The organism is Neisseria sp., assembly GCF_041804105.1.
In the GTDB taxonomy this organism is placed as follows: Bacteria; Pseudomonadota; Gammaproteobacteria; order Burkholderiales; family Neisseriaceae; genus Neisseria.
In genome coordinates this window covers 1-4,639 of record NZ_JBHCJY010000103.1, presented here as the reverse complement: position 1 = coordinate 4,639, position 4,639 = coordinate 1, and the positions used below count along the sequence as shown (strand labels likewise).

General features: G+C 58.4%; 3 protein-coding genes. 2 read left to right on the top strand and 1 reads right to left on the bottom strand.

The annotated features are described in order from the left end of the window. Positions 1-1,011, bottom strand: a 1,011-nt coding sequence (gene dinB, locus ACEYDX_RS09305; protein ID WP_373741744.1) for a DNA polymerase IV, incomplete at its 3' end; no start/stop codon positions are given. 173 nt (positions 1,012-1,184) lie between these two features. Between dinB and ACEYDX_RS09300 the strand changes: the two genes are divergently transcribed. Then, positions 1,185-2,048 carry a mechanosensitive ion channel domain-containing protein gene (locus ACEYDX_RS09300; RefSeq protein WP_373741745.1) on the top strand — a complete coding sequence of 288 codons (864 nt, stop codon included), beginning with the start codon at positions 1,185-1,187 and terminating at the stop codon, positions 2,046-2,048. A gap of 146 nt (positions 2,049-2,194) precedes the next feature. Then, positions 2,195-4,234, top strand: a complete 2,040-nt coding sequence (locus tag ACEYDX_RS09295; protein ID WP_373741743.1) for a M3 family metallopeptidase — start codon at positions 2,195-2,197, stop codon at positions 4,232-4,234. Positions 4,235-4,639: the final 405 nt, after the last annotated feature.

Sequence of the window (4,639 nt, the reverse complement as noted above, 5' to 3'; positions counted from 1 at the left end):
GCCGATGCCGATCAGGCGGAACGCGTCAACGCGCGGCGGCGGAACGCGGCGCACGAGTTCCGCGCCTGCCTGTGCGAGTGCGGCGGGGTCGGGCAGTGCGGAAGAATAAGTCAGCGAACGGGTGATGATGCGGAAATCGAAGGTTTTCAGTTTGAGCGTTACCCCGCGCGCCTGCACGTTTTTACGCTGCATCTGCCGCCACAGGTCTTCGGCCAGATGCGGCAGGTGGTCGGCGGCCTGTGCCAGCGGCACGTCTTCGGGCAGGGTGATTTCGGTGGAAATCTGCAAACGTTCGCGGTCGGGTTTGACGGGGCGGTTGTCTTCGCCGCGCGCCAAATCGTACAGGCGGTAGCCGTAGCGGCCGAACAGGTTGACCAGTTCGCCGCGTTCGAAACGGCGCAGGCCGCCTGCGGTTTCTACACCCAGCGCGCGCATTTTCTGCAGGGTAACTTTGCCCACGCCGGGGATTTTGCCCAAGGGCAGGGTTTCGAGGAATGCCGCCACTTTTTCGGGCGGCAGTACGAATTGTCCGTCGGGCTTGCGCCAGTCGGAAGCGATTTTGGCCAGAAATTTGTTCGGTGCGATGCCCGCCGATGCGGTCAGCCCCGTTTCGGCGAGAATTTCCGCGCGTATCCGTTTGGCGGTTTCGCCGGCATAGGGGATGTTCTGCAGGTTGCGGGTAACGTCGAGATAGGCTTCGTCGAGCGAGAGCGGTTCGATTAAATCGGTGTAGCGGCGGAAAACGCCGTGTATCCGGGCGGAAACGTCGCGGTACAAATCGAAATGCGGCGGGATATACACGGCCTGCGGACACAGCCGCTTGGCCGAGGCCACGGGCATTGCGGAACGCAGCCCGAACCTGCGTGCTTCGTAGGATGCGGCGCAAATGACCGAACGCGGCCCGTCCCATGCCACCACCACCGGCAGTCCGCGCAGATGCGGCTGTTCGCGCAGTTCTACCGAAGCATAGAACGCGTCCATATCGATGTGGATGATTTTGCGCGGGGTCATGGCGTAAAGGCCGTCTGAAAAAGATGGGTGCGATTGTACCGCAAACCCTTTCCGGGATAACTTTTGATACAATTCCGGCACAGCAATGCGACATGCCGCCACACCTGCACGCACATAAAAACAGCGGTGCGGCGGCCTTTTCAGACGGCCTTATCCGCAACAGAGGGAAAACCATGTGGAACAGTATTTCCGACTTCATCTATCACGGCCCGGTCAAGGCCGAAATCATCGAATCGTTTTTAATGGTACTCGCGCTGCTGGTGCTGCGCGCCGTTTTCCTGCAAACGAATTTCCGCCGCCATCCCGACATGGAATTGGAAGTCAAACGGCGCTGGTATGTGGTCAGCCGCAATATCACGCTGGTGCTGGCATTGTTCGGACTGGTATTGGTGTGGGAGTCCCAAATCCGCACGCTGGCACTGTCGATGCTGGCCGTGGCCGCCGCCATCGTGCTGGCCACCAAAGAGCTGATTATGTGCCTGTCGGGCAGCGTACTCAGGGCCAGCACCAACCAGTATTCGGTGGGCGACTACATCCAGGTCGGCAACCTGCGCGGCCGCGTAGTCGACATCAACCTTTTGAATACATTGATGATGCAGATCGGCCCCAACGCGCTTATCGGCCAATTGAGCGGCAAAACGGTGTCGTTCCCCAACAGCCTGCTGCTGTCCAACGCCGTTCAGCGCGACAATGTTTTGGGCGATTTCGTGGTGCACACGTTCGACATTCCCGTTCCCATCCATCTGGATTCCGACGCAATTGTCCCGCGTTTGGAAGAAATACTCGTGCCGCTGTGCCGCCCCTACATCCACCGCATCGAACGGCATCTGGCCATGCTTCAGGCGGAAAAAATGTTCATCACCCCCGCCGCCCAACCCCGCATCACCCGCGTACCGTTCGACGACAAGGTGTACAACATCGTCGTGCGCTTCGCCTCGCCGGTCAACAAACGGCTGGAGTTCCAACAGCTGGTATTGGACGAATTCATCAGAGTCCAATACCAGCTGTTGAAAGAACACGGCCTGCCGCCGGCGTAAAGGCCGTCTGAAAAGGCAAGGTTCAAAGCCCGTCGGAAGCAAAAGGCCGTCTGAACATTTTCAGACGGCCTTTTGCTTTAAACCCGCAACTTGTGCCACTATATAGCCTGTATCGTTTTCAAACCATCCAACCCGCAAGGAAACCCATGAGCAGCAACGTATTACTGAATCTGGCCGACGAGCCGCGTTACGACGAAATCCGAACCGAAGACATCCGCCCCGCGATGGAGGCGGCAATGGCCGAAGCACGGGAACAGATAGCGGCGGTCAAGGCGCAGCCCGAAACCGGTTGGGCGAACACGGTCGAGCGCCTGACCGACATTACCGAACGCGTCGGCCACATCTGGGGCGTGGTCGCACACCTGAACTCGGTGGTCGATACGCCCGAACTGCGTGCGGTGTACAACGGGCTGATGCCCGAAGTTACCGTGTTTTTCACCGAAATCGGGCAGGACATCGAACTGTATGCGCGTTTCAAAGCCATCAAAAATTCGCCCGAGTTCGACACGCTGACCCAAGCGCAGAAAACCAAGCTGGAACACGATTTGCGCGGTTTCGTCTTGAGCGGTGCGGAACTGCCACCCGAAAAACAGGCCGAGTTCGCCGCACTGCAAACCGAAGGGGCGCAACTGGGCGCGCAGTTTTCGCAAAACGTACTCGACGCGACCGACGCGTTCGCGCTCTATTTCGAGAACGACGCGGAACTGGGCGGCCTGACCGAAGACGCACTGGCGATGTTTGCCGCGGCAGCCGAAGCCGAAGGCAAAACGGGCTACAAAATCGGCTTGCAGATGCCGCATTATCTGGCAGTGATGCAGTATGCCGGCAACCGCGCGCTGCGCGAGCAGCTTTACCGCGCCTACGTTACCCGCGCCAGCGAATTGGCCGACGGCGGCAAATTCGACAACACGCCGCTGATTGACCGCACGCTGGAAGTGGCCCTGCAGGAATCTGAACTTTTGGGCTTCAAAAACTACGCCGAACTGTCGCTCTACACCAAAATGGCGGAAACGCCCGAACAGGTGCTCGCCTTCCTGCGCGACTTGGCCCGCCGCGCCAAACCGTTTGCCGAAAAAGACTTGGCCGAAGTGAAAACGTTTGCGGCGGAACAGCTCGGCATCGCCGACCCGCAGCCCTGGGATTTGACCTATGCGGGCGAAAAGCTGCGCGAAGCGAAATATGCGTTTTCCGAAACCGAAGTGAAAAAATACTTCCCCGTCGGCAAAGTATTGGCGGGGCTTTTCGGCCAAATCAAACGGCTCTACGGTGTGGATTTGCGCGAAAAATCCGTACCGGTGTGGCACAAAGACGTGCGCTATTTCGAGCTGCTGAAAAACGGCGAAGTGTTCGGCGGCGTGTATATGGATCTGTACGCCCGCGAAGGCAAACGCGGCGGGGCTTGGATGAACGATTACCGCGGCCGCCGCAAATTTTCAGACGGCCTCGTGCAGACACCGGTTGCCTATCTGGTGTGCAATTTCACTCCGCCCGTCGGCGGTAAGGAATCGCGCCTGACGCACGACGAAATCACCACCCTCTTCCACGAAACCGGCCACGGCCTGCACCACCTGCTCACCCGTGTGGACGAATTGGGCGTATCCGGCATCAACGGCGTGGAATGGGATGCGGTGGAACTGCCCAGCCAGTTTATGGAAAACTTCTGCTGGGAATACGACGTATTGGCCGGCATGTCGGCCCACGAAAGCGACGGCGCACCGCTGCCGCGCGAACTGTTCGACAAAATGCTGGCGGCGAAAAACTTCCAGCGCGGCCTGTTTCTCGTGCGACAGATGGAATTCGCGCTATTCGACATGCAGGTTTACAGCGAAACCGACCAAGGCCGTCTGAAAAACTGGCCGCAGGTGCTCGATGCCGTGCGTGAAGAAGTGGCCGTTATCCGCCCGCCTGCCTACAACCGCTTCGCCAACAGCTTCGGCCACATTTTCGCCGGCGGCTACTCCGCAGGCTATTACAGCTATGCTTGGGCGGAAGTGTTGAGCGCCGATGCCTATGCTGCATTTGAAGAAAGCAGCGACGTTTCCGCCACGGGACAACGGTTCTGGAACGAAATCCTTGCCGTCGGCGGTTCGCGCAGCGCGATGGAATCCTTCAAAGCCTTCCGCGGTAGGGAACCGAAAATCGATGCGCTGTTACGCCACAGCGGGTTCGACACAGAAGCCGCGTAGCCGTCCGGATAACGCAGAAACACAAAAGGCCGTCTGAAAATACGTTTTCAGACGGCCTTTCAACCGCATCGACCGTAGATACGGTCAGCCTGCCGCAGCGGGCGTAACCGTACAAGCGGAGCGCGGGCAGCCTGCCTGCACGGTGCTCGGCATTTCGGCGTTTTTATGGGGGTCGGCAGCCCCCGCTCCGGCAATCAAAGACTTACCAAAAAACGGTGGAGTTACACCCACCCTTGTATGTTGAAACCGATGTACCATAGCAGCCAAACAGGTTATCTGCCTCTGTACACGCCCTGGGATTTTTTAACATCCGTGTCTTAGCTAAACGAGCAGATAACCAACCATCACCACAACCGAACAGTTGCACGACAACACAACCGAATGCAAGGAAGGTTTATGATGAGT

Coding starts and splice junctions, on each gene's coding strand:
- ACEYDX_RS09300 (WP_373741745.1), top strand. CDS start 1,185: ATGTGGAACAGTATTTCCGACTTCATCTATCACGGCCCGGTCAAGGCC.
- ACEYDX_RS09295 (WP_373741743.1), top strand. CDS start 2,195: ATGAGCAGCAACGTATTACTGAATCTGGCCGACGAGCCGCGTTACGAC.